Origin of the sequence: Amycolatopsis sp. QT-25 (assembly GCF_029369745.1) — a bacterium.
Classification (GTDB): domain Bacteria; phylum Actinomycetota; class Actinomycetes; order Mycobacteriales; family Pseudonocardiaceae; genus Amycolatopsis.
Genome location: NZ_CP120210.1, coordinates 3,144,559 through 3,167,850, shown reverse-complemented (window position 1 = coordinate 3,167,850; position 23,292 = coordinate 3,144,559). Strand labels below are relative to the sequence as shown.

The 23,292-nt window shown below is 69.3% G+C and carries 28 protein-coding genes; 12 read left to right on the top strand and 16 right to left on the bottom strand.

All coding sequences use genetic code 11. The features are described 5' to 3' along the window. Positions 1-56: 56 nt before the first annotated feature. The 5 genes from P3102_RS14925 to P3102_RS14905 all read right to left on the bottom strand — a co-directional run bounded on the left by P3102_RS14925 (position 57) and on the right by P3102_RS14905 (position 3,534). Complete coding sequence (locus P3102_RS14925; protein WP_276369829.1) at positions 57-491, bottom strand: VOC family protein; 435 nt, start codon at positions 489-491, stop codon at positions 57-59. Beyond that, positions 491-1,477, bottom strand: coding sequence for an aldo/keto reductase (locus P3102_RS14920; RefSeq protein WP_276369827.1), 987 nt, complete (start codon positions 1,475-1,477; stop codon positions 491-493). The genes P3102_RS14925 and P3102_RS14920 overlap by 1 nt, the downstream gene beginning before the upstream one ends. Positions 1,478-1,538: 61 nt before the next feature. Further along, the gene (locus P3102_RS14915; protein WP_276369825.1) at positions 1,539-2,093 is read right to left on the bottom strand and encodes an isochorismatase family cysteine hydrolase; all 555 of its coding nucleotides are present in this window, start codon (positions 2,091-2,093) and stop codon (positions 1,539-1,541) included. A gap of 123 nt (positions 2,094-2,216) precedes the next feature. Then, positions 2,217-2,639, bottom strand: a complete 423-nt coding sequence (locus P3102_RS14910; protein ID WP_276369824.1) for a VOC family protein — start codon at positions 2,637-2,639, stop codon at positions 2,217-2,219. Positions 2,640-2,799: 160 nt separating this feature from the next. Continuing rightward, a complete protein-coding gene (locus P3102_RS14905) occupies positions 2,800-3,534 on the bottom strand; it encodes a DNA alkylation repair protein (RefSeq protein WP_276369822.1) in 735 nt (244 codons plus the stop codon). A 259-nt stretch (positions 3,535-3,793) separates the two neighbouring features. Here P3102_RS14905 and P3102_RS14900 point away from each other — a divergent pair, with 259 nt between their 5' ends. Next, positions 3,794-4,141, top strand: coding sequence for an STAS domain-containing protein (locus P3102_RS14900; RefSeq protein ID WP_276369820.1), 348 nt, complete (start codon positions 3,794-3,796; stop codon positions 4,139-4,141). A gap of 22 nt (positions 4,142-4,163) precedes the next feature. Next, complete coding sequence (locus P3102_RS14895; protein WP_276369818.1) at positions 4,164-5,408, top strand: helix-turn-helix domain-containing protein; 1,245 nt, start codon at positions 4,164-4,166, stop codon at positions 5,406-5,408. A 17-nt stretch (positions 5,409-5,425) separates the two neighbouring features. Here P3102_RS14895 and P3102_RS14890 read toward each other — a convergent pair whose 3' ends face one another. Then, positions 5,426-5,713, bottom strand: coding sequence for an STAS domain-containing protein (locus P3102_RS14890; protein WP_276369816.1), 288 nt, complete (start codon positions 5,711-5,713; stop codon positions 5,426-5,428). A 212-nt stretch (positions 5,714-5,925) separates the two neighbouring features. Between P3102_RS14890 and P3102_RS14885 the strand changes: the two genes are divergently transcribed. Continuing rightward, on the top strand, positions 5,926-6,240 hold the full coding sequence (locus tag P3102_RS14885; protein WP_276369814.1) for a universal stress protein: 315 nt from the start codon (positions 5,926-5,928) through the stop codon (positions 6,238-6,240). Beyond that, positions 6,237-6,845, top strand: a complete 609-nt coding sequence (locus P3102_RS14880) for a universal stress protein (protein WP_346660192.1) — start codon at positions 6,237-6,239, stop codon at positions 6,843-6,845. Before P3102_RS14885 ends, P3102_RS14880 begins: the two co-directional genes overlap by 4 nt. Before the next feature lie 10 nt (positions 6,846-6,855). Here the strand turns inward: P3102_RS14880 and P3102_RS14875 are convergent, their stop codons facing one another. Then, a complete protein-coding gene (locus P3102_RS14875) occupies positions 6,856-7,215 on the bottom strand; it encodes a hypothetical protein (RefSeq protein ID WP_276369810.1) in 360 nt (119 codons plus the stop codon). A gap of 72 nt (positions 7,216-7,287) precedes the next feature. Between P3102_RS14875 and P3102_RS14870 the strand changes: the two genes are divergently transcribed. Continuing rightward, entirely contained in the window at positions 7,288-8,370 is a 1,083-nt protein-coding gene (locus tag P3102_RS14870) for a glutamate--cysteine ligase (RefSeq protein WP_276369808.1), read from the top strand. 61 nt (positions 8,371-8,431) lie between these two features. Here P3102_RS14870 and P3102_RS14865 read toward each other — a convergent pair whose 3' ends face one another. The 4 genes from P3102_RS14865 to P3102_RS14850 all read right to left on the bottom strand — a co-directional run bounded on the left by P3102_RS14865 (position 8,432) and on the right by P3102_RS14850 (position 12,691). Then, entirely contained in the window at positions 8,432-8,878 is a 447-nt protein-coding gene (locus P3102_RS14865; RefSeq protein WP_276369806.1) for a DUF6098 family protein, read from the bottom strand. 235 nt (positions 8,879-9,113) lie between these two features. Beyond that, complete coding sequence (locus P3102_RS14860) at positions 9,114-9,302, bottom strand: hypothetical protein (protein ID WP_276369804.1); 189 nt, start codon at positions 9,300-9,302, stop codon at positions 9,114-9,116. Between the two features lie 62 nt (positions 9,303-9,364). After that, positions 9,365-11,389 (bottom strand): CocE/NonD family hydrolase, encoded by a 2,025-nt coding sequence (locus P3102_RS14855; protein WP_276369801.1) that lies wholly within the window; start codon positions 11,387-11,389, stop codon positions 9,365-9,367. A gap of 3 nt (positions 11,390-11,392) precedes the next feature. Continuing rightward, the gene (locus tag P3102_RS14850) at positions 11,393-12,691 is read right to left on the bottom strand and encodes an ATP-grasp domain-containing protein (protein WP_276369799.1); all 1,299 of its coding nucleotides are present in this window, start codon (positions 12,689-12,691) and stop codon (positions 11,393-11,395) included. 74 nt (positions 12,692-12,765) lie between these two features. On the opposite strand from P3102_RS14850, the gene P3102_RS14845 reads away from it, so the two are divergent. The 3 genes from P3102_RS14845 to P3102_RS14835 are packed head-to-tail and all read left to right on the top strand — an operon-like array spanning position 12,766 to position 16,403. Continuing rightward, complete coding sequence (locus P3102_RS14845; RefSeq protein WP_276369797.1) at positions 12,766-14,280, top strand: FAD-dependent oxidoreductase; 1,515 nt, start codon at positions 12,766-12,768, stop codon at positions 14,278-14,280. Then, positions 14,277-15,374 (top strand): glutamate--cysteine ligase, encoded by a 1,098-nt coding sequence (locus P3102_RS14840; RefSeq protein WP_276369796.1) that lies wholly within the window; start codon positions 14,277-14,279, stop codon positions 15,372-15,374. Before P3102_RS14845 ends, P3102_RS14840 begins: the two co-directional genes overlap by 4 nt. Positions 15,375-15,392: 18 nt before the next feature. Next, positions 15,393-16,403 carry an iron-containing redox enzyme family protein gene (locus P3102_RS14835; RefSeq protein WP_276369794.1) on the top strand — a complete coding sequence of 337 codons (1,011 nt, stop codon included), beginning with the start codon at positions 15,393-15,395 and terminating at the stop codon, positions 16,401-16,403. Here the strand turns inward: P3102_RS14835 and P3102_RS14830 are convergent. Next, positions 16,371-16,586, bottom strand: coding sequence for a CDGSH iron-sulfur domain-containing protein (locus P3102_RS14830; RefSeq protein WP_276369791.1), 216 nt, complete (start codon positions 16,584-16,586; stop codon positions 16,371-16,373). The genes P3102_RS14835 and P3102_RS14830 overlap by 33 nt on opposite strands. Then, positions 16,570-17,259, bottom strand: a complete 690-nt coding sequence (locus P3102_RS14825) for a methyltransferase (protein WP_276369790.1) — start codon at positions 17,257-17,259, stop codon at positions 16,570-16,572. Before P3102_RS14825 ends, P3102_RS14830 begins: the two co-directional genes overlap by 17 nt. Before the next feature lie 170 nt (positions 17,260-17,429). Here P3102_RS14825 and P3102_RS14820 point away from each other — a divergent pair, with 170 nt between their 5' ends. The 4 genes from P3102_RS14820 (at position 17,430) to P3102_RS14805 (ending at position 20,328) form a co-directional block, all read left to right on the top strand. Continuing rightward, entirely contained in the window at positions 17,430-17,555 is a 126-nt protein-coding gene (locus tag P3102_RS14820; protein WP_276369788.1) for a hypothetical protein, read from the top strand. 101 nt (positions 17,556-17,656) lie between these two features. After that, on the top strand, positions 17,657-18,088 hold the full coding sequence (locus P3102_RS14815) for a DUF4383 domain-containing protein (RefSeq protein ID WP_276369786.1): 432 nt from the start codon (positions 17,657-17,659) through the stop codon (positions 18,086-18,088). Positions 18,089-18,115: 27 nt separating this feature from the next. Beyond that, positions 18,116-19,081: a glycosyltransferase gene (locus tag P3102_RS14810; protein ID WP_276369784.1), complete on the top strand. Its 966-nt coding sequence runs from the start codon at positions 18,116-18,118 to the stop codon at positions 19,079-19,081. A 29-nt stretch (positions 19,082-19,110) separates the two neighbouring features. Then, the gene (locus P3102_RS14805; protein WP_276369782.1) at positions 19,111-20,328 is read left to right on the top strand and encodes a glycosyltransferase; all 1,218 of its coding nucleotides are present in this window, start codon (positions 19,111-19,113) and stop codon (positions 20,326-20,328) included. Between the two features lie 243 nt (positions 20,329-20,571). Here P3102_RS14805 and P3102_RS14800 read toward each other — a convergent pair whose 3' ends face one another. From P3102_RS14800 to P3102_RS14790, 3 genes are read right to left on the bottom strand one after another with little or no spacing between them, the layout of a single operon-like run. Continuing rightward, on the bottom strand, positions 20,572-21,477 hold the full coding sequence (locus P3102_RS14800; protein ID WP_276369780.1) for a glycosyltransferase: 906 nt from the start codon (positions 21,475-21,477) through the stop codon (positions 20,572-20,574). Further along, positions 21,467-22,339: a glycosyltransferase gene (locus P3102_RS14795; RefSeq protein ID WP_276369778.1), complete on the bottom strand. Its 873-nt coding sequence runs from the start codon at positions 22,337-22,339 to the stop codon at positions 21,467-21,469. Before P3102_RS14795 ends, P3102_RS14800 begins: the two co-directional genes overlap by 11 nt. Beyond that, positions 22,336-23,223, bottom strand: coding sequence for a polysaccharide pyruvyl transferase family protein (locus tag P3102_RS14790; protein WP_276369777.1), 888 nt, complete (start codon positions 23,221-23,223; stop codon positions 22,336-22,338). Before P3102_RS14790 ends, P3102_RS14795 begins: the two co-directional genes overlap by 4 nt. Positions 23,224-23,292: the final 69 nt, after the last annotated feature.

Genomic DNA, 23,292 nt, shown 5'->3' with positions numbered 1-23,292 from the left:
TGGTTCTCTCTCGTGGGCCACCCCAGGCGCACCGGCGCAGCCGACGAAACCCGACCTCAGTCGAGGCAGAACTCGTTGCCCTCGATGTCCTGCATGACGATGCAGGACTCGTTCTCCCCGTCGGCGAGCATGACCCGCTCGCAGACCGCGCCGAGCGCTGTCAGGCGGGCGCGTTCGGCCTGGAGCGCGGCGAGGCGCTCTTCGCCCACGAGCCCGAGGCCTGCCCGCACACAGAGATGCACCCGGTTCTTGACGACCTTGCCTTCGGGAACGCGCTGGAAGTAGAGCCGCGGCCCCACTCCGGTCGGGTCCCCGCAGGCGAAGCTCGCGTCCTGTTTCTCGGGCGCCAGCGTGCGGTTGTAGTCGTCCCAGGTGGCGAACCCGTCCGGTGGCGAGGGCACGGCATACCCCAGTACCTCGCACCAGAAGCGGGCGAGGCGCTCGGGTTCCGCGCAGTCGAAGGTGACCTGGACCTGTTTCACCGACGCCATCAGAGCACCCTGATCGCTGCCGGACGGATCAAGCCCGCGGCACACAGTTCGGTCCAGACCTGCGCGGGAACCTCCGCGGCGAACGCTTCCACGTTGCGTTGTGCCTCTTCGGCGGACCGCATTCCCACCGCGATACCGGCGACGGCCGGATGCTGGAGGGGGAACGCCATGGCCGCCTGCGGAAGCGTCACGCCGTGCGCCTCGCACACGTCGGCGATGTCGTTCGCCCGCTTCACGACCTCCGGCGTGGCGACCTCGTAGTCGAAGTGCGCTCCGGCGACGGGCCTCGGCACGGCGAGCAACCCGGAGTTGAAGACCGACGCGGCGATCACCGAGACACCGCGTTCCTCGCACGCGGGCAGGAACGTGTCGAGCGCGCGGTGATCGAGCAGGGTGTGGCGGCCGGACTGCATGACCACGTCGGCATCGGTCTCCTCGACCAAGGTGGTCAGCATGTCCGTGTCGTACATGCCGGCGCCGATCGCGCCGACGATCCCTTCCGATCGCAGTTCCGCCAGGGCCGGATAGCCCTCGCGCAGCGCGTCGTCGAAGAACTCCTCGGCGTCGTGCAGGTACAGCACGTCGATCCGGTCCAGGCCCATCCGCTCCAGGGACTCTTCGACGCTGCGCCGGATCCCGTCGCGGGTGAAGTCGCGTACGCGATCGTGCGTCGCGGGGACGTGGAAGCCCGCGGGATCCCTTCGCCCGTCCGGCTCCCGCGGGACCAGCAGGCGGCCGACCTTCGTGGACAGCACGAAGGAATCACGCGGCCGCGAGCGCAGGAACTCGCCGATCCGGCGCTCGGAATGCCCGATCCCGTAGTGCGGAGACGTGTCGTAGTACCGGATCCCGGCGTCCCAGGCCGCGGCCAGCGCTCCCGCCCCGGTGTCGTCGTCCAGCGGCGCGAACAGCCCACCCAGCGGGCCGCCACCGAACCCGAGCCGCGTCACCTCGACCTCGGTGCGCCCGAGTCGTCTCGTGTCCATCCCGTCCCCCTTGATCGGTTCGGCGACCACGGTGCCATACCCGGGCGACCCGGTCTCCTGATTATTCGCCGTCGACGAGCCAGTCCGCGCACGTCACGACCTCGAACCCCCGGCTCGGGAAGACCGCGTCCACGAAGAAGTCGTGCATCGCCGGGTCGCCGTCGGCGCAACCGTCGCGCAGCACGGTCACACGGTAGCCGCGATCGGCCGCGTCGTAGGAGGTCGCGGCCACCATCGCGCTGGTCGCGACTCCGGCGAGCACGACGGTGTCGACGCCGCGGGCGCGAAGCACCAGATCGAGATCCGTGCCCGCGAACGCGCTGGCACGGCGTTTCAGCACGACCACGTCCTCGTCGGCGACCGGCAGGGCGAGCCCGGTCCCGGCCGAACCCTCGTGAAAGGTGTCCCCCGCCTCGTGGAACGCCTTGAACATCGCGTTCCCCGCGGGCAGATCAGCGCCGTTGCCCCGGAGCGCGAAGCGTACGAACACGACCAGCGCGCCGGCCGCGCGGGCACGAGGCAGCAGGGCCGCGACCGGCGGCAGGACTTGCTCGGCGAACGGGTAGTCGCCCGTGATGCCTCGTTGGAGATCACCGATGATCAGCGCGGTCGTCATGCCGGGAAGCTATCAACAGCGACCTGAATGTCTTCAGACGACTGGTCGGCCTCCAGCGGGCGTGCTCCGGCACTCCACCACGCCGTCGAGATCGCCTACCGGACACCGACCCGGCGCGCTCCTTCAGCCGACGAAGACGCAGAACGGATGCCCCGCCGGATCCACGTAGACGCGCAGCGGTTCTTCCGGATCTTCGCTCCGGTCGCTCCGGAGCCGCCCGCCGAGTTCGAGGACGCGGGCGTGCTGCTCCTGCAGCTCCTCGACCGAGTCCACGGTCAGATCCAGGTGCAGTTGCTGGGGTACCGGTCCGGCGTCCGGCCAGCTCGCCTCCGGCAGCCGGTCGACCTGCTGGAAGGCGAGTTGCGCGCCGCCGTCCGGGTTTCTCAGCACCAGCCAGTCCTTGTCGTCGGTGCCGGGTGCGGGCGGTTCGTCCCCGGGGCGGTAGTCCCACACCAGCAGACGCCGGTAGAACTCCGCCAGCGCGCGGACGTCGGTGCAGTCCAGCACCACCTGACGGAATTTCGGACCCGTTTTCCGCTCGGTCAAGCCGATCTCCTTCGTCGTTCGTGGTCGCACGCCGATCGAGAACGGCGAGAACCCGGCACACCAGCGAATGCTCTCCCTGTTCGAACGTCATACCGTGAGCAAGGGTCAGACAAGGGCCGACACGAGGCGCGTGACCCGCCTCGACCCGCGCCGGCGTCGGTCAGGGAGAAGAGCCGTTTGTTCGGACGCCGTCGCTGTTCGACGACGCTTGCCTGATCGGCTGAACCCGCTCCTCCCGCCGCCGTACGATCTCGGCGATCCAGACCGGCGCGAACGGTGACGTGCAGTTCGGCGGGGTCGGATAGTCCTTGAGCACCTCCAGGCGCTCCCCGATGCCGATCGCCCGGGCACGGTGCTCCGTGTGGTCGATCCCGATCTGTGCCAGGCAGTGGTTCATCGCCCACTGCAGGCGATCCGGCGCGGTCTTCAGCTCCGCCTCGATGACGTCGAGCAGCCGGGCGAGGTCGAGGCCCTCGGGCGTCTTCGCCACCCGTTCGGTGGTCAACGCCCAACCGGCGCTCGCGACCACGGGATCGGGATCGGCGGACCAGGCCAGGCGCAGCTCCTCGGCGTGCGGGTTCTTCTTGACCACGTGGTTCACGAGCCAGTCGTGCACCTTCGGGGTTCGTGCTTCACGCACCATGCGATCCAGGTCGTCACGCTCGAATGCTTTCGGGCGGCAGATCAGCAGCGCGAGGAGTCTCGCCGCGGTGTCGTCCGTTTCCCAGAGCTCCAGCGCGAGCTCCTGTCGAATCTTCAGCCGCTTCGCGAGCGCGCGCAGCTTGCCGAGGTTGACCCCGTGGTCGTCACCGTGCTTCTCGTTCACCTGACGTGCGCGCGGGTCGTCGAGCGCGGCCAGTTCGGCCGACACCTCGGCCGTTGTCGTCCCGGTCACCCCGACCTCCCATCCGCCGCTTGTGGCATTCAGCCTACGAGGCGTCCCGGGTGAGGAGCCGGACACCGCTCATCCGGCGGGTCGGCCCACAAGGCTGCTACGGTTGGCCAGTCGCGGTTCAGACACCAGCCGCCGGGTCCTTTCCTCTGGGTCCGGCATGCCCATCGGGCAATCGCCGGTCCCCCCGTACCGGCAAGGAGTCAACTTGACCGACTATCGCGCTACCGCTTCCGATCCCCCACGGTCGGCACGGAGATTCGTGTCTCCTCTCGACATCTCGGTCACCACGTCCGGCACCGACACGGTCGTCACCGTGTCGGGCGAAATCGATCTTGCCGTCTCCGCCGGCCTGCGCCGTGCGATGGAAGAGGAGCTCCTGTTCTCCCCGGCGGCGCTGATCGCGGACCTGTCCGCGGTGACCTTCTGCGATTCGTCCGGTTTCACCGCCCTTGTCCAGATTCGAGCGAAGGCCGAGGAAGCGGGCGTCCCGTTCATCATCGTCACCCGGGAGCGAGCCCTGCTGCGACCGATGTCGCTGCTCGGCCTCGACGCCGTCTTCACCGTGCACCCCACTCTCGATTCGGCACGGGACGCGCTCGTTCGCTGACCAGGTGTCATGATGGGCGGTTGTGACGGGTGAGCAGGATGCAGGGTTCCGCATCGGCGGACGTCCGCTGACGGAGCGGCTGACCGAGGTCCTGCCGTCGCTCGCGAAGACGGTCCTCGCCGAGATCGTCTCCCGGATCCCGCAGTACGGCCTGTTGCCCGCCGAAGAACTCAGTGGCGACATCACGCATGTGATCGAGCAGAACCTGCGTTCGTTCATCGACACTCTGCGCACCGGGTCCACGCCGACCCGGGAGGAGCTCGATTTCCTCCGCGAATCGGCGGCCCGGCGCGCGGAGGAGGGCATCCCCGTCGACATCGTGCTCACCGCGTACCACATCGGAATCCAGGTGGTTTGGGCGTCGCTGACGCCGGACGCGCGGCCGGACGAGGTCACCGACGTCCTCGCGGTCAACGCGCTCACCCTGCGTTATCTGGAAGTGGTCACTCCCGCGGTCGGCGCGGGGTATCTCGACGAACGCCGGACCATGTTCGACGACGAGCGTTCGGCGCGGTACGCCGTGCTTTCCACCCTGCTCGACGGTGCACCCGCGGAGGTCGCGGCGGGACAGGCCGGGCTGCGCCTGCCGCCGTGCTACATCGTGCTCGCCGCGTCGGTCGGCGCACATCCGGACGAGGCCACCACCGGGGTCGACCCGCTGGTCGCCGGACGCCGCAAACTCCGGCGGCTGCGGGTCGAACTGGAGCGGCAGGTCCGGGGCACGGTGCTCACCTCGCTCACCCCCGAAGGCGGAATCGCTTTGGTGCCACAAGAGAAAGCTGCCGGGGAACTGTCCACACGCGACTGGACGCGGCTGGAGCGGGTCCTCGCCGACGTCGCCCGCACGGCGGGAGCCGAAGTCATCGCCGGCACCGCCGCGGCCGAACCGTCCGGAGTGCCCGCGGCGGTGCGGCTCGCGCAAGACGTGCTCGCGGTCGCCACCGGATCCGGGCGGCCGCCCGGGCTGTACCGGCTCGACGACGTCCTCCTCGAATATCAGCTTTCGCGCCCCGGCCCGGCGCTCGACCGCCTGGCCACCCGGCTGGCACCGCTGGACGGCAACGAGGAGCTCCTGCAGACGTTGGAGACCTTTCTCCGCCGCGGAGGACGACGGCAGACCGCCGCCGCACTGCACGTCCATCCCAACACCGTCGACTACCGGCTGCGCCGGATCGCCGAACTCACCGGGCTGGATCCCACCCGGCTGGAGCACGTGGCCCTGCTGCACGCGGCCCTCACGGCCCGTGCGGCCGCCAAGCCCCTGTGACGTCTCACGAGCGGCGCTCACAGGACGTGAAGACCTTCACGAAGATCGAGCAGGCGGCGAGCGGACCGGCATTCCCCGGGAAAGACGAAGAGCAGTGTGCCCGTCTCCTGCGCGAGCAACTGCGCTCGTTCGAGCACCCGGACACCCGGTACGCCGAAGAACTCCAGTTCGGACAGGTCCAGGATCAGCTTGGTGCCGCTGCCGTGGAGCCGTTGGCTCAGCATCTCCCAAAGGCGCGGCGCGGTGCCGAGATCGACCTCGCCGTTCGCCTGGACGACGGCGGTCCCTTTGGCCGGTCTGCTCACGTGCAGGCGAAGGCGTCCTCGCGGTCCGCCGCGTGCTCGCGGCTCGGAAGGCGTCGAGACGGCGTGCTTCTTGTCAAGCACGCGGCGCGTCGACAGAGAGGTCATGTGTGGAAGTACCCGGGCACCGGGCCCGGTGAAACCGACCGGGACCGTCCGGCCGCTTGAGAACCGCCGAAATCGGGTACCACCGCCCACGTCGGAGGTGATGTCCCATGTCCGCTCGACAAACCGGTACGGGGCCGGTGGTGACCGGTTTCGACGGCTCGCCGGAGGCGCGCCGCGCCGTCCGCTGGGCGGCCGCCGAGGCGAAAACGCGCGGCCTCGTCCTCGTGTACTGCACCCACGACCGCCTCCCCCCACCCGGCTCGAACCCTGTCGCGACACCGCTGAACGAAGCGGTCCCTCAAGCCGCCGACGAAGCCGACGTCGAGCCTGCTCGACGGCAGCTCGCTTCGATGGCGGAAGCCCTGGAGCGCTCCGAGTCCGATCTCGACGTCCGCACGGTGGTACTCCGGAGCAGGTCCTGATCTCGGTCGCCGACGAAACGGACGCGGCGATGATCGTGCTGGGCGAATCCCACACCGGGCTGTTCACCAGGGCCGTCCTCGGCTCGACGGAATCCCACGTGACCAAGAGCGCCGAACGGCCTGTCGTGGTCGTGCGCGGGGACGAGCCGCCTCCGGGCGGGCCGGTCGTCCTCGGGACCGACGGCTCGGAGCAGAGCGCGCAGGCCGCGGGCTTCGCGTTCGACTTCGCGGCCCGCCACGGGCTCACCGTGCACGCGGTCCACGTCACGCGGATGCCGCTTCGAGGTCCCGCGAGCGAGCCGCTGCTCGGCGGACCGGTACTGGATCCGGCACCCGGCATCCCGCCGGAGGTGGCCGACGAACTCGTCGCCCGGCAGCTCGAGCCGTGGCGCGAGCGCTATCCGGATGTCTCCGTGGAGCTCGTGCACGGGGTGGGACCCGCCGCGCAGGCGTTGACCGTGCAGTCCAGCGAGGCCGCGCTGCTGGTACTCGGCCGGAGCGAGCACGGCGATCTCCGGCGGTTGCTGCTGGGGTCGGTCAGCGACGAGGCGTTGCGCCACGCCCACTGCCCGGTGGCGGTGGTCCGCGCTCAGCCGGCGGGCTGAGCGCGCCTCGTCACGAGGAAGCGAGTTCGCCGAGCGTCCGCTGCGAAGCACGCAGTTCCGCGGCCAACAGCAGACCGCCCGTACGAGCCTGGGCGAGCGCGTAGCCGACGTCGGCGACCTTGTTCCAGGCCTCCGCCGCCGTGTCGGTCGAGCCGATCTGACCGGACAGGAGGCTTTCTTCGAGTTGGGCCTGCAAGCCCGGCAAGACGTTGGCGAGGTCGTCGGCGAGCCGCTGCAACGCCCCGATGGTGCGGCAGAGATCGGCGGGCGAGGCCTGTTCTCCGGTCTGCAACCGGCCGTAGAGGTGACGCACGACGGTGCCGGCCTGTGCGGCCAGCAGATATGGCGGCTCCGCCGACTCGGGATTCATTGCCCTGACATACCCCGAGCTCGACCTGGGAAAACAAAGTTTGTCCCGAGACGGCCAGGGGTATCAGCGGTTGTGAACGACAACGTACTGACCTTCGGCGTTGAGGAAGAGTTCTTCGTGGTCGGCCGGGACGGCCGCCTTTCCCCGGCGGGTGACGCCGTCGTGGACGCCGCGAACGAAGAACAAGGCGAGCTCCAGCAGGAACTCACCCGCTCCCAGGCCGAATCGGCCACCGGTATCTGCACGACACACGAAGAAGCCGAACGGCAACTGACAGCGTTACGGACGGAGCTGGCCGAGGGGGCCGCCCGGCGGCACTGCCGCCTGCTGCCCAGCGGCAGCGCGCCGCTGGCGGAAACGACCTTGCCCGCCATCACCCCGAACCCGCGCTACGAGCGGATATCCGAACATTTCGGGGCGACCGCGCGGACGTCGCACACCTGCGGCTGTCACGTCCACATCGCCATCCCCGACCGGGAAACCGGGATCCGGGTGATCAACCTCGTCCGGCCCTTCCTGCCCGTGCTGCTGACCGTGACCGCCAATTCCGCGATCTGCGACGGATACGACACCGGGTACGCCAGCTGGCGTTACCAGCAGTGGAATCGCTGGCCTTCGGCCGGTTCGCCGCCGCTGTTCGCCTCGCTGGACCACTACGAAAGCATCGTCGACGCCTGGCTCCGCGCGGGCGCCATCCTCGATCGCGCGATGGTCTATTGGGACGTAAGGCTTTCCGAGAAGCAGCCGACGCTGGAATTCCGGTTTGCCGACGTCGCGGCCACCCCCGGCGAAGCGGCGTTGCTCGGGGTGCTGATCCGCGGGCTGGTCGGCACGGTCCTCGGCACGGAGGACCGTCCCGTGAACCTGTCCAACGAAGTCCTGCGTGGCCAGATCTGGCGTGCGTCGCGAGAAGGACTTTCGGGTCGCTGCCCACATTTCCGGACCGGCGACCTCGCCCCGGCGAACGAGGTGCTCGACGACGTCGTCACCTTCGCCGCCGGTGCGCTCGAGGAGACCGGAGACCTCGACTTCGTCCGCGACGGTCTGGCCAGGCTGGTCACCGAAGGCGGCGGGGCCGACCGGCAGCGCGCACGGTTCGAGAAGCGTCAGCGCGCGGAGGACGTCGTGGACCTGTTGGCCGTCCGGCCGGGATAACGGGTGGGTTCGGCGTCCTTCCCGTGCTGGGACGGTGAACTCGCGTGATCCGGCGAGGCGGTCAGTTCCGGCCGAGTTGCGAGGGCCGGCGCAGCGGACCCCAGTCCGCGTCGTGCCGCGCATGTTCACGCAACAGGCCGTGAGCCTCGTCGAGGACCGCGGTGGAGATTCGCCCCACGGGTTCGGGGTCGGTCAGCAACGGCTCGTTGTCCGGCCCCGAACCGATCACCCGGCCCGCCAGCACCCAGGGTTTGGTGTCCCGGCGCCGGTCGTGCCTGAGGTGGCAGTAGTCGTAAAGCCGCCGGGCCAGCCAGAGTTCGAGCGACTGGCCCCGCCACCAAGGTTCGGGGTCGAGGGAGTTCACCGAAAGCCCCGGCAGTTCCATGCCGGTGAGTTCGTCCCGGCTCGTACCGGGGCGATGTTCGGGAGACGGGGCCCAGCGGACGTACAGGCCTTTGCGTCGCCGGACCAGCGCGGCGAGTTCCGCCAAGGACTCCAACTGTTGCATCGAGCGCTCCTGTGCGAAAAATGGACACGGTGACCGGCGCGCCGGCGCTCCTGCTCCGCCGGGGCTGCCCACGCCGGTCCACCTCACGGCCGGCGGACGTACAACCTCGCTACGCCGGCCGTTGCTTTTCCGGTTACCCACTCCCGAGAGAGCTACACCGTTTTCACCGGCGATGATTCACGAGCTGTGCGATCTCCTCTGTAGACAGTCAGCGCCCCGAGTCCGGCCGCCTCGTTCAGTCCGGCGAGCGCGAGGTACTCGGCAGGCTCACCGAGCAGCCGGTGCGGCCGATCAGCCGCCCGAAGAAGTGCCAGTGGTCGTGCCGGATCCGGTGCACGTAGGCGCCGCCGTGGAAGTACAGCTCCTGCTCACCCTTCGCCCGGCTGCTTTCGCATGCTCCGGCGGAAGCGGTCGAGCTCGGCATAGACGCGCTTCCGGTTGGTGAGACGCATCCACGCGAGCAGCGACTTCGCGGAAAGATTCCTCCTAGACCTGATCACGGGGAACCGTCCGATGCCAGTTGCGGGAGAACGTCCTTCGCTCCCCTTCGTAGGCGTCGAGTTGTGCGTCGATCACGAACTCGGTGGGAGTGCAGGACACCCGGGTGCGGGTCTCGGACCGGGCTTCCCAGTCGCCGCGGGCGAACGTCATCGACCAGGACGTCTCCGCCACCGGGGAACAGAAGTCGTCGGCCAGCCACGAATAACGCTCGAACACGTTCCTGGTGACGTCGAGATCGATGTCTTCGAAGCGGACCTTGCCCTCGTTCTTCACGATGTCGAGCGTGGACCGGTAGTCGATCAGGTCACGGGAGACGGTCCAGCGCTGTTCACCGGGTTCGACCTGGGTCGCGGGCAGCGGTTCCGTGCCTTCCGGTTCGCCGAACGGCCGCGCCGGGACCTCGTCCGCTTCCGCCATCGGCCGTACCGGCAGCGTGAGGGTGCTCTGTCCGGTGTGGATGGTCACCATCGCCGGCTCCGGCGGCGGCCACGCCAGCGGCCAGTACGACGACGAGAGGGACAACCGGATCCGGTGCCCGGCGGGGAAGGCCTGCGCGACGGCGTTGAGCTCGACGCGCACCCGGTACCGCTTGCCCGGTTCCAGCGGCTCCGGGTGCTCGTGCCCGTCCCGGTGGGTCAGGTTCAGCAGCCCGTAGGTCACGCGCGTGGCCCTGCCGTCCGGTGAGACGTCGGACAGCCGGACGGCGACCTGCGCGACCGGCTTGTCCGCCGAGACCTCCAGCTCCACCACCGGTGAACCGAGGATTTCACACGGCTCGGTGAGTTCGTCGGTGTCGAAGACGAGCGAACCGCCGTCCTCCTCCCGCTGGTCGTACGGCAGGTCGGGCGGAGCACTGTAAGAGGCCCACTTGCCGGCGAACTGACCGACCGAAAGCGGCGACTCCACCGACAGGTTCTCCTCCGGCACCTCCTCGCCCGGGCGGGCGATCCGGTGCCGGGCAAGCCGGTGCTCGGAGGGGTGCACATGCGGCGAAGGCCAGGACGGCTCCCCCACCCAGCGGCCGGGGCGGTCCTCGTACGAGGTCGACGGCGGCACGCTGTCCTGCATCCAGGTCTGGAGCATCGGCCCGTCCATGACGCCGTTCTCCACGTCCTTGAGCCAGTGATCCCACCAGCGGACCAGCTCCTGGAGGTAGCCGATGGCGGGCCCTGGCCTGCCGAGATGCGGATACTTGTGCGACCACGGCCCGATCAGGCCGCGCCGCGGCACGTCGAGATTGGCCAGCAGCCGGGAGACCGCGTTCGAGTACCCGTCCGCCCAGCCGCTGGAGGCGAGGACGGGCACCTGGACGTCGCTGTAGTTCTCGCAGACCGACGCGTGCCGCCAATAGTCGTCCCGGCGCTGGTGGCTCAGCCATTCGCCGGCCCAGAGGCCGCAGTTCTCCAGGCGTTCGTGCCACCGGTCCCGCCACCGCTCACCCGCCAGCGCGGGATCGGGTGGCAACGTCGCGTAGGCGAACATCGTGGAGGCCTCGGCGACGTTGTCCGAAAGCAGGCAGCCGCCCATGTAGTGCATGTCGTCGGAGTATCGGTCGTCGGTGAACGACGAGATCGCGATCGCGGTCAGGCTCGGCGGTTTGCGCGCCGCCACCTGGAGGGCGGCGAACCCGCCCCAGGAGATCCCCATCATCCCCGTCCGGCCCGAGCACCAGGGCTGCGCGGCGATCCACTCCAGGACGTCCTCGGCGTCGAGTTGCTCCCGTTCGAGGTACTCGTCGGCGAGCACGCCCTCCGACTCCCCCGAACCGCGGATGTCCACGCGGACACAGGCGTAACCGTGCCTCGCGAGGTACGGGTGGTGCACCGAGTCCCGCACCGAGGTCAGGTCACGGTGCCGGTACGGGATGTACTCCAGGATGGCCGGGACCGGTTCGCCGTCCGAAGCGATCGGCCGCCAGATCCGCGCCGACAGCCGGACGCCGTCGGAGACCGGGATCCAGACGTGGTCCTCCTCCGTGATCTCGTACGGCAGCGAGGCCACCGTCCGCATGGGCTATCCCTCCTCGAAGTCGAACCGCAGCGCTTCGATGCACCGGCGGTACTTGCTCTCCATCTCCCGTTCGGTCTGCGCCGCGACGAAGACATGCGCGAGTTCGTAGCTGTAGCTGTCCTGTTCGGGCAGTTCCGAGAGCCGGATCCCCTTCTCGGCCACCAATTCGATCTTCACCCCGGGGATCTCCGCCTGCAGGTCCGCGATCTCGCCGCGGGTGGGTACCCTGGTGACCAGCGCGTCACGGAAGCGGCGGTGGTACCACTTGCCCGCGATCCGGTAGTCGCCCTGGTTCCGGCGTCGGCCGGGATCCTGGCCGAGGCCCAGCTCGACCATGATCTGGTGGTTGGCCACCCCGTCGACGTACTCGAACAGTTCCGCGTGGGACTGCGAGTGCCGCGGGTTGATCTCCAGCAAGCAGGCCTGACCGGATTCGGGGTGACAGAAGAACTCGATGCTGAACGTGGCGTTGTCGAAGCCGATCTGCTCCATCACCCGGACGGAGATCTCCTTCATCCGTTCGACGGTGTCCTCGGGCAGCTGCGAGGGGTACTGATGCCGCAGGAAAGAAGTGGTGCCGGGGTAGTTGATCGAGTCCAGGACACCGTAGACCGTGACCTGTCCTTTGTAGACATAGCCTTCGGCCGCCGCCTGCACACCGCTGAGTTCGCCCTCCGCCAGGCATGCCGCTCCACCGACTTCGGCCACCTCCGCGGGGAGGTCGACCATGCCGAGGATGCGGTCGAAGGGCCGGCCGACCCTGTCGACACCCGCACGGATCTCGGCGACGGCCTTGTCGAATTCGGCTTCGTCGGTCACGTGGAAGGCGAGCTCCGAGGAGAACGACTTCACCGGTTTGAGCCACATGGGGTAGTCGACACCCTCGGGCGGGCGAGGGGTGTCCTTCTCCAGGTCGACGATGCCGAACGACGGCACCTCGTCGATCACCTTCGCCTGTTCGATGCGGCTCCAGTACTTGTCTTCGCACTTGAGCACCGCCTTCAGCGCGTTGCCGGGAAGGCCGTACTTCTCGCACAGCATGGCCACCATCGTCGAAGACGGGAAGTCCCAATAGCTGACGATCGCGTCGATGGACCCGTCGAAGGCGTCCAACCGCGCCTGCGCCTTCGCCATGAGGTCGTCGATCGGGATATCCCCGTGCTGGAGCTCTTCCGGCGACAGCAAGCCGTGGAAGCGATACCGATCGGCGCCGGGAATCCGGCTCAGTACCTCCTCGTTGCTGTCGTCGAGACCGATGACAAAAACGTTCTTTTCCTCTAGGGGACTGGAGGAGGTGGTCATGGGGCAGTCCTACCCGCTCCGGCGTTCCGGAAAACCCTGGTTTGCCCGCGTCGTCACGCGGGAATCCGGGCGCCATGACGGAGTTGCCCGGAACGCGTTCACTGTGGCTCGACACCGCTCCCGCTCCCGACCGCACCGGGACGCCGTTGCCCGCCGAGGTCGAGGTCGCCGTGCTCGGGGGCGGGATCGCGGGGCTCACCACCGCCTACGAGCTGGCGAGGGCCGGGCGCTCGGTGCTGGTCCTGGAGGCCGACCGCCTCGCGGCGGGGGTGTCCGGCCACACCACAGCGAAGGTCAGTACCCAGCATGGGCTGAAGTACGCCACGCTGGCCAAGACCAAAGGCGCGGAGGCCGCCGCGACCTACGCCCACACCCAGGCGGCCGCGCTGGACTGGATCGCCGCCGCCACCGCCGAACTCGGCATCGACTGCGGATTCACCCGCGCCGACAGTTTCGTCTACACGACCCATCCCGGCACGGTCGAAAGCCTGGAGCGCGAAGCGGAAGCCGCGGCCACGGCCGGACTTCCCGCTTCCTATGTCCCCGATGTCGATCTCGACGTGCCCGCCCTCGGCGCGGTGAAGTTCGCGGCACAGGCGCACTTCCACCCGCGCCGGTGGCTGCTCGCCCTCGCCGACGAGATCGAACGCGCGGGCGGGACCATCGTCGAAGGCGTTCGGGCGGAAGGCGTCGACGAACTCGGGGGCGTGAAGGTGCGCACCAGTTCCGGCGAGGTGAAGGCGAGCGAGGTCGTGGTGACGACCCACTACCCCGTCTTCGACCGCGGCCTGTTCTTCGCCCGGCTCGACCCGGTCCGCGACCTCGTGGTCGCCGGGCCGGTCGAAGGCGACCCGCCGGAAGGGATGTACCTGGACGCCGACACGCACCACTCCGTGCGAAGCTACCGCGAAGACGGCGTCCCGTACGCGATCGTGGGCGGCGAGCACTACCGCGTCGGCGACTCCGTCGACGTCGAGAGCCGCTACGAGCGGCTGGCGAGCTGGGCGGGCGAGCACGCGGCCGTGCACCGGGTCACCCACCGGTGGTCGGCCCACGATTTGTCCACTTTGGACTCCGTCCCCTACGTCGGGCGCTACCATCCGGCGAGTCGTCACCTGTGGGTCGCCACCGGCTTCGGCCAATGGGGAATGACGGGCGGCACCGCGGCCGGGCTGCTGCTCGCGGATCTGCTGACCGGACGCGACAACCCGTCGGCGAGCCTGTACGACCCGAACCGTTTCGACCTCCGGTCCGCGATCTCGACCGTGGAGAACAACGCCACGGTGGCGAAGTTCCTGGTCGGCGACCACCTCAGCGCGTTGCGCAAACCCGCCTCCCTGGACGAACTCGCCCTCGGTGAGGCCAAGGTGACCCGTGACGGTGGGGAACTCGTCGCGGCCTACCGCGACCCGGGCGGTGAACTGCACGCCGTCGGCGCCCACTGCACCCATCTGGGCTGCCTCGTCGCGTTCAACAACGCGGAGAAGACCTGGGACTGCCCCTGCCACGGTTCGCGGTTCGACCTGGACGGGTCGGTGATCCAGGGACCCGCCGTGCGGGCGCTGCCCAGAAAGCGGGAGCGGGGATGACCGGCATCGGCGTCGAAGAAGAATTCCTCCTGGTCGACCCCAGGACCGGGGTGAGCTGCCCCCGGGCCGAGGCCGTGCTCGAACGGCACCGAATCTGCTGTCCGCTACCGGACGGCGCGGCGGTCCACCGGGAACTGCGGCCGACGCAGATCGAGGCCGCCACCGGCATCTGCGAAACCGCCGACGAGCTGTACGAACACTTGACCGCCGGGCGCCGCTCGCTCGCCGAAGCGGCGGCAGGCGAAGACTGCGCCATCATCGCCTCCGGCACTCCCCTGCGTCCCTCACCCGACCGCGGCTACGGCTCCGACGACCGGTTCGGCAAGGTCGACGCGCTCTACGCCGGCGTGGTCAAGGCGTACGAGGCGTGCGGGTGCCACGTGCACGTCGGTGTGCCGGACCGCGAGACCGCGGTCGCCGTCGTGAACCACCTGGGCGAATGGCTGCCCACCCTGCTGGCGTTGTCGGGCAATTCGCCGTTCGAAGGCGGCCGCGACACCGGGTACGAGAGCTGGCGGATGGTGGAGCAGAGCCGTTTCCCCGGCTCCGGCATCGCCCCGTACTTCGCCGACGCCGCAGGATACGAGGAACAGGTCGGGAAGCTGGTGGACTGCGGGGTCCTGGTGGACGAGAACCAGACCTTCTGGCTCGCGAGGCCGTCCACGCGCTGGCCGACCGTCGAGGTCCGCGTCGCCGACACCGCTTCGACGGTGGACGAGGCCGTCCTCCAGGGACTGCTGACCCGCGCGCTGGTGCGCACCGCACTCGCCGACCTGGATCACGGGCGGGAGGCCGCGCCGCTGGATCCGCAGATCGCCGCCGCCGCGGTGTGGTCGTCCGCGCGTCACGGCCTCTCCGGGCCGGCCGTGGACCCGGTGGCCGGAAAGCCGGTTCCGGCGGGCGACCGGGTCGCCGCGCTGCTCACTCATGTCGAGCACGCGCTGGAGGACACCGGCGACCGCGAACTCGTGCGCGCTCTCCTCGGCCGCCTGGAGCAGGAAGGCACCGGTGCCGAACGGCAGCGCCGGGCCGCCGCCGACGGGGAGGTCGCGGTGTTGCGGATGCTGACCGAAGAGACGGTTCCGCACGGCTAGATCGGGTACTCCCCGGGCATGACGACGATCGACCGTGAGGTGGCCGCGAGGCTGCCCGAAATCCGCGGCCCGCTCTCGGCCGCAGTGGTGGACACCCTGGCAGGCGGGCGCCGAGACGACTTCGACCTCGAGGCGGCGACCGACGCCGATCCGTTCGGCGAGGACCTGCAGCTGGCGCTGTACGTCTGCTACGAGCTGCACTACCAAGGGTTCGACGGCGTCGACGCCGAATGGGAATGGGATGCCCGCCTGCTCGGCTTCCGGTCCGTTCTGGAACACGCCTTCCTCGGCGGCCTCCGCGCCGCCGTTCCCGGCGGGGACGACGTCCAGGGCCTGTTGGACGAGCTGCTGGTCGAGCCGGTCGACGGTGCCGGGGTTTCGCACTTCCTGCGCGACCAGGGCGAGTTGTGGCACGTCGAGGAGTACTTCGCGCATCGGTCGATCTACCACCTCAAAGAGGCCGACCCCCATGCTTGGGTGATCCCGCGCCTGCGGGGCAGGGCCAAGGCGGCGCTGGTCGCCGTGGAGTTCGACGAGTTCGGGGGCGGCCGGGCCGACCAGGCGCATTCCCGCCTGTTCGCGGATCTGCTGACCGCGGCGGGCCTGTCCGGCGACTATCTCGCCTACCTCGACCACGCCCCGGCCCAGACGCTCGCGACGGTGAACATGATGTCGCTGTTCGGTCTGCACCGGAGTCTGCGCGGCGCGCTCGTCGGACACTTCGCCGCCGCCGAGATCACCACCGCGCCCGCCGCCCGGCGAATGGACCAGGCGCTGGAGCGCCTCGGCGCGCCCGGCGAATGCCGGTACTTCTATACCGAGCACATCGAGGCCGACGCGGTGCACGAACAAGTCCTGCGGCACGACGTCGTCGGGGACCTGCTCGACCGGGAACCGGAACTGGCGGCGGACATCGCGCTGGGCATCCAGGCCACCGACCTGCTGGAGAACCGGCTGACCGAGCATCTGCTCGGCGCCTGGTCAGCCGGGAAGACCTCACTCCTCAGGCCGCTGCACCCCTTGCCGTGAGCGGCGGCGGTGGCTGGTGTCACAGAACGGGTAACGCTTGCTGCGGCGGCAGGCGCAGAGCGCGACCAGGAAGCGATCCGAGGTCACCGTCTCGCCATCGTCCATGACGATCTCGACCGGCCCCTCCACCAGGAGGGGCCCGCCGGGGTCGAGCCGGACGCGGGTTCTACGGGCGGTCGGCACGGATCACCACCAGTTCTTCGTGCCGCTGCTCGGCGACGATCAGGCCCGCCGCTTCGAGGAAGGCCGCGCGCTGCCGCATCACCGGACCGAACGGGATCGCCCGGGTGGCGACCACCGCCGGTGTCAATCCCGCCGCCCGTAGCTGCTCCAGTGACTTGTCCGGTCCCGCGACCGCGGAGTGGACCATCAGCAGGTATCCGCCGGGGGCCACCAACGACGGCGCCTGGGCGCAGACCTGGTCGAGCACGATCCGGCCGTCCGGCCCGGCGTCCCACGCCCGCGCGGGCCCGACCGCCGGGACCGGGGAAGGCACATAGGGCGGATTCGTCAGCACGACGTCGAACGGGCCACCGTTAGCCGCTTCGGCCAGGCCACCGCGCAGGGGCCGGACCGGCAGGCGGCGCAGCCGCGAGTTGACCCAGACCGCGGCCAGCGCCCGCCGGGAGATGTCGACGGCGGTCACGGACCCCGCGCCGTGCGCCGCGGCCGTCAGCGCGAGCGCCCCGGTGCCGGTACAGAGATCGAGAACGCTCGCTCCGGTGGGCATCCCGGACGCGCTCAACGCGTTCGCCAGTAGCCAGGTGTCGTCTTGCGGGCGATAAACGCCCGGTGGCCGCAGCAGCCACGGCCGCGTTCGGACAGGTGGAATCGCTGCGCTGGAGATCGCGGTCATGTCCCCTCCGGTTCACCATCGTTGCCCAGGACTACCCCGATCGTGTGGTGCCAAACGTCCACAAAGGTCTGGCGCGCCAGTGACATCCAGGGCACGCTCGTTTGATCGAGCCCTGGTTGAAACGACGTGAAACGGGTAGCCGCAAGGAAAGCGATCGAAGGAGAAACGCCATGGACGACCAGCACAAGCCCGGCGGCGAAGACAAACAGGACGAAGAAGACCGCGAAGAGGTCCGAGGAGAACAAGGCACGTCGTCCGGTGACCCCCACGACGACACCGACCCGCAATCGGGCTGACCAACCGGGTGAAATCGCCTCCGGCTTCCACCGGCCGGGGGCGTTTCACGACGTCTTCCCGGGGTATCCCACGGACTGGCGCGAAAATGGAGGCGTTCCCGATGAACCGACGTACGGCAGGCTCCCCGCTGCGAGCGGTGGTCCTGGTCATCGCACTGGTCCACCTGGTACTGGGTGTCCTCGGCTTCTTCTTCCTTCCCGAGGCGAACCAGGCCGGCGAGAACACCTTGTGGATCTTCAGCGCGACCGGAATGCTCAATGTCATCCGCGCCATGCTCGGCGTCCTCGGTTTGGCGGCGGTGCTCAGGCCGTCCACGATGCTGGCCTACAGCTGGCTGGCTTTCGTGGCGTTCACGGGGTTGACCGCGTTCGGCATTCTCTCGGCGGGTACCGACCTGTCCGGTGACGCGGTCAACGTCGGCTGGGCCGACAACATCCTGCACGCCCTGACCGCGCTCGTGGCGCTCGGAGTCGGTATCGCGGCCACCCGATCTTCCGGCCGTAAGCAAAGTAAGACTGCGGAGAACGTTTAGCCCGCCCGCTACGGGCAACTTGCGGGTATGACGAAAGTGGCCCCGCTCCGGATCCTTCTGTGGCACGTCCACGGTTCCTGGACCGAATCCTTCGTGCGCGGTGGCCATCGCTGCTACCTCCCGCTGCTCGCCGAAGGCGGACCGTGGGGACGGGGGCTCAGCGGCCGCGAATGGCCCTCCGCCGAAGAGGTGCCGGTCGACGAACTGAAGGATCTCGACATCGACGTCGTGATCCTTCAGCGGCCTGAGGAGGTCCAGCTGGCCGCGCGATGGCTGCGCCGCCGCCCCGGCAAGGAAGTACCCGCCGTCTACGTCGAGCACAACACGCCCCGGGAGCACGCGGCCACCACCCGGCATCCGCTCGCCGACCGTGACGACATCCGGCTGGTCCACGTGACCCACTTCAACGACCTGATGTGGGACTCCGGCCTTGCCCCCACGTTGGTCGTCCCGCACGGGATCCCCGATCCGGGTGAACGGTACACCGGAGAGCTGCCCCACGGCGTGGCGCTGATCAACGAACCGGCGCGGCGAGGACGGATCACCGGGAGCGATCTCCTGACCACTTTCGCGGACATCGCGCCGGTCGACCTGTACGGGATCGGCAGCGAGGACTTCGACGGCCGTCATCCCGCACTGCGTCCCGGTGGCGACCTGCGCAGCCGGGAACTGCACGCCGAGGTCGCCCGGCGGCGCGTCTACCTGCACACCGCGCGATGGACGTCGCTGGGCCTGTCGTTGCTCGAGGCGATGCACCTCGGCATGCCGGTCGTCGCACTGGCGACCACCGAAGCGGTACTCGCGGTCCCGGCCGACGCCGGCGCCGTTTCGACGGACGTCGAAGTATTGGTGAAGGCCTACCGCGAGCTGATCCACGAACCCGATTTCGCCGTGCTGGCGGGAAAATCCGCGCGCGAGTTCGCCTTGAGCCACTACGGGCTCGACGCGTTCCTCGAGCGCTGGGACGCCCTGCTGGCAGAGGTGACCGCTTGACTTCGCCGACCGCGGCGGGAAGGAGTCCGATGAGGATCGCGATGGTTTCCGAGCACGCCAGCCCTCTCGCCGCCCTCGGCGGAGCCGACGCGGGCGGACAGAACGTCCACGTGGCCGAGCTTTCCGCCGCGTTGAGTAAACAGGGACACGACGTCACCGTCTACACGCGCCGCGAGAACCGGCGTGTCCCGGCGACGGTCGAAACGCCCGACGGCTACCGCGTCGTCCACGTTGCGGCGGGGCCTGCGCGGAAACTGCCGAAGGACGAACTGCTGCCGCATATGGGCGAGTTCGGCCGCGTGTTGCGGTCTCGCTGGACCAAGGACCGGCCGGACGTCGTCCACGCGCATTTCTGGATGTCCGGCCTGGCTTCGGTCCTCGCGGCGAAGGATCTGGGCATCCCGGTGACCCAGACCTTTCACGCGCTGGGCGTGGTGAAACAGCGCTATCAGGGCAAGAACGACACGAGCCCGCCCGAGCGGATCCGGCTCGAACGCATGATCGCCAAACAGGTCGACCGGGTGATCGCGACATGCTCGGACGAGGTGTTCGAACTCGTGCGGATGGGCCTGCCGCGCTCACGCGCCTCCGTCGTCCCTTGTGGAGTCGACCCGGCCCGGTTCACCCCGGACGGCGAGCGTGCCCCCCGCACGGCCGCGCACCGGATCGTGACTGTCGGCAGGCTGGTTCCGCGTAAGGGTTTCGACCTCGCCATCGCCGCGCTGGCCTCGCTACCGGACACGGAACTGGTCATCGCGGGCGGTCCGGATTCGGGCCCGCTCACCGAGGCCCCGGAGGTACGACGGTTGCTCGGGATCGCCGACCGGCTGGGTGTCACCGACCGGGTACGCCTGCCGGGACTGGTGTCGCGGGAGCAGATGCCCGCGCTCCTGCGCTCCGCCGACGTGGTGGTCTGCACGCCCTGGTACGAACCGTTCGGCATCGTGCCACTGGAAGCGATGGCGTGCGGAGCGCCGGTCGTGGCGACCGCCGTCGGCGGGCTGACCGACACCGTCGTCGACGGTGTGACGGGATTGCTGGTCCCGCCGCGAAATCCGAAGGAACTGGCGACAGCGCTGCGGCGGCTCCTCAGCGACCCTTCGGCGTGTGAATCGTTCGGGATCGCCGGCGCCGACAGAGTGCGAGCGCGGTACTCGTGGGATCGGGTGGCAGCGGACACCTCGCGCGCCTACGGCCGCGTTCTGACCGAGGACACGAAAGTGGCGACAGCCGCCTCGCCTTCCTGACGTTCGCGTCGGGCGATAGGTCCGTGAAGGCCTCCTTGAGGGACTCTGGGTCCCTCAAGGAGGCCTTCACTTCGTCGGCACTCGCGTGCTTGAAGGCGTAACTCGCGTGCCTGAGGACGTAACTCACGTGTCTGGAGGCGTAACTCGCGTGCCTGAGAACGTAACTCACGTGTCTGGAGGCGTAACTCGTGAGTTACGCCTCCAGACACGCGAATGACACCTACTTGCCCCGCTGGACCGGGCTCACCCGACGTAGCGCCGGGCGACCGAGTTCCGCTGTGACTCTTCCAGCAGCACCAGGCCGCGTTCGACGCCCGCCGGGACCACCTCGCGTTCGCGCCACACCCACGGGATCCCCCGCACCGCTTCGGCCACCGCCGCGACCGTCGCCCGGTCGAAGGGCGCCGAACGCAGTACCGCGATCATCCGGCGCAGGACGCTGCTGGGCGGACGTCGCAGCCACAACGTCCACAGGGTATTGCGGATGCCGAGCTGGCGGCGCCGCCGCGGATCCCGGACGGTCGAGGGGGCATGGTGGATCACCATCTCCTCGTCCCAGCACATCCACCAGCCCTTGGCCGCGAGGTCGAGGGCGAACAGCTCCTCCTCTCCCCCGAGCCACATCCGCTCGGAGAAGCCGCCGACGTCGTGGAACGCGCGGACCCGGACGGCCGACAGGCCCGCCATCACGCCCAGCAGGGCCGGGCCGGGGAGCCAGTCCGGGCCGGGGACCGGGGAATACCGCAGTTCCGGGGTGAGCGGGTCCTCGGTCAGCGCCGGCTCCACCAGGCACCGTCCGGTCACCACCCCCAGCCCGGGATGGGCGTCGAGCTGGTCGGCGGCGCGCCGCAGGGAGCCCGGCTGCCATCGGGTGTCGTCGTCACAGAAAGCGACATAAGGGGTGTCGATCTCGCGGACGGCCAAATTGCGCGCGACGGCGCCCAGGTTCCGCGGTGACCGGATCACCCGGATCGCGGGAAACCGTTCTTCGACGGCGTCCGCGGTGCCGTCGGTGGAAGCGTTGTCCACCAGCACGATCGGCGCCGCGTCGGGCAGTGCCGTCATCGAGGCGAGTGTCTCCAGCAGCTGCGCACGCCGGTTGTACGTGATCACCACGACCGTGATCCGGTCTTGCACTTCAGCCTCCATGTGCGTGTTCCAGGACACGGATCCGGCGCTCCACCGAGGCGGGCAGCCGCTGTCTGTCGGCGAGCGCCCGGGGCAACCGCCGGAACACGCCGGCGATCGCGCCGAGGACGTGGGGTTCCCGCGGAACTCTCGCCATCGCCCGGAACCCTTCGGCGAGGCAACGGCGCAGCGGCCGTCTCATCACCGTGATCAGCATCCGGTTGCGGAGTTCGGCACGCTCACGCCAGGACGGCGATGGCCGCACCGGCGAAGGATGATGGTGAGCCCGCACCTCCTCCGCGTAACAGAGCCACCACCCGCGTGCCGCCAGGTCGTAGGACAGCAATTTCTCCTCGGCACCGAAATGCAACAGGGGATGGAACCCCGCGGCCTGGAGATACGCCGCCCGGCGGACGACTGCGGAGCACGCGAGGAAGCCGAGCACCGCCGGTCCGGGAAACCCGTCGGGCCTGCCCAGCGGGCTGTCGGCCATCAGCGCGACGACCGGATCCTCGCGTTCTTCCTTGCCCACCAGGGTTTTCGCCGCCACGAGACCGATGTCGTCGTGGGTGTCGAGGATGCGCTCGGCCTCGGCGAGCGCGTCGTCGGCCCACCACGAGTCGTCGTCGCTGAAGGCGACGTACGGTGTCCGCGCCACCGCGACGCCGAGGTTGCGGGCCGCCATCCCGATGTTGCGCGGCAACCGGACCACGTGGACACCGGGGTACGCGGTCGCCCGCTCGGCCGTGCCGTCGGAAGAGCCGTTGTCCACCACCACGATCGGCGGCGGCGGCCGCAGCGCCGTGAGTTGCCGCAGGGTACGTTCCAGTTCCGGGGCCCGGTCGCGCGTCGCGATCACCACCGTCGTCCTGGCCTCGCTCATCGCACCGGCCGGGATTTGAGCGCCTTCACCATGTCCCGCATCAGCCCGTCGTCGGCGGGCAGCGCGCGGAGCGCGGCCACCGCCCGCCCCTGCACCGAAGAACACCAGCGCCACCAGGAGTCGAGCACCTCTCGGTCCCCCGCCTCTTCGGCCCGGACGAGGGCGGGCCAGCCGAGCGCGTCGGCCTGGGCGGTGACCTTGCCGCCGCCCTCGACCGGGTCGATCGCCAACGCGGGTACACCCGCCTGGAGACTCAGCACCAGCCCGTGCAGCCGCGTCGTGATCACGACGTCCAGATGCGACAGGATCGACATGAACTGATCCGGCGTTTCACAACGCTCCCAGTCCGAAGAGGCCAGCCGGGTGTCGAGGGGCACCCTGGCGCAGTCGACCCCGGCGATCCACTTCTGCACCGCGGTGTGCACTTCCGCATGGTGGCCGGAGTCGCCGTACTCCGGTTGCGGTGGCGCCAGGATCACCCCGGTCACCAGCACTTCGCCGGTCGGCATGCCGAGGGAGAGATCCGGCGTTCCGAGCCCGTCGTGATCCCTCGCGAACACCTGGTCGAAGCCCGTGACCGTGTCGTCCTCGGGGTCGATCACCGAGACCCCCACCGCGATCCGGTGGCAATGCGCGAACCTGCGATGCACCTCCCGTACCTGCCATCCGTGCGCGGGCCCGCAGACGAACACCACATGGCTGTACCGCGCCGGATCCACCTTCTCGTAATCCACGTCGTCCGGCCGGTAGACCGGACTCCAGGCCACATCATGCGGCAATCCCATGGTGGACAACGCCTCGTCGACCCTTCGCATACTGAGAACGTCCCCCGCGGTCGCCTCGCCGTGGCGGAAGCTCGCCCAGCCGATCACCAATGCACGCATACCGAAGGCTTACCCGGCATCTCCAGGTTCACACTGTTTTTCCGGCGCCCGCACCGGGTAGTCCGTCGC